Genomic DNA, 398 nt, shown 5'->3' with positions numbered 1-398 from the left:
AACCCAAAAGTAATCAGACCAGACACAACCACGCCGAAATGGCCGCCGAGTTTCGCGATCATCGTTACCCCCATCCAGTATGCAATTACTAAACCTAGAGCGCCTACCGGTGATAGAGGGGATTTTCAGATACAACCACTTTTTCACGCCTGCGCCGCCAACCAATCCCTGACCTTGCGGGCATTGTCGCTGAGTTCCCGGTTCTTCGGCCACACGACGTAGAAGGCCTTGCCGGTCTTGAGCACGTGGTCCGTCACCTGCACCAGCAGTCCTGTCGCTAGCAGCCGCTCGGCAAGGTGCCGCCAGCCGAGCGCGATGCCTTGCCCCTCCATGACGCCCTGGATGACCAGGCCGTAATCGTTGATGCGCAGTCCGCGCGCGGCGTCGCCCAGGCTGCC

1 protein-coding gene is annotated in these 398 nt (G+C 60.3%); it reads right to left on the bottom strand.

Translation table 11 applies throughout. The annotated features are described in order from the left end of the window. Window positions 1-143: 143 nt before the first annotated feature. Window positions 144-398: LysR substrate-binding domain-containing protein (locus tag ACWTU8_RS33220; RefSeq protein WP_455851429.1), on the bottom strand; the 255-nt coding region annotated here is incomplete at its 5' end.

The sequence above is a fragment of the Mesorhizobium sp. BHbdii genome, assembly GCF_053848045.1.
The sequence above is the reverse complement of the archived record's forward strand: the minus strand, read 5'-3'. Positions and strand labels throughout refer to the sequence as shown.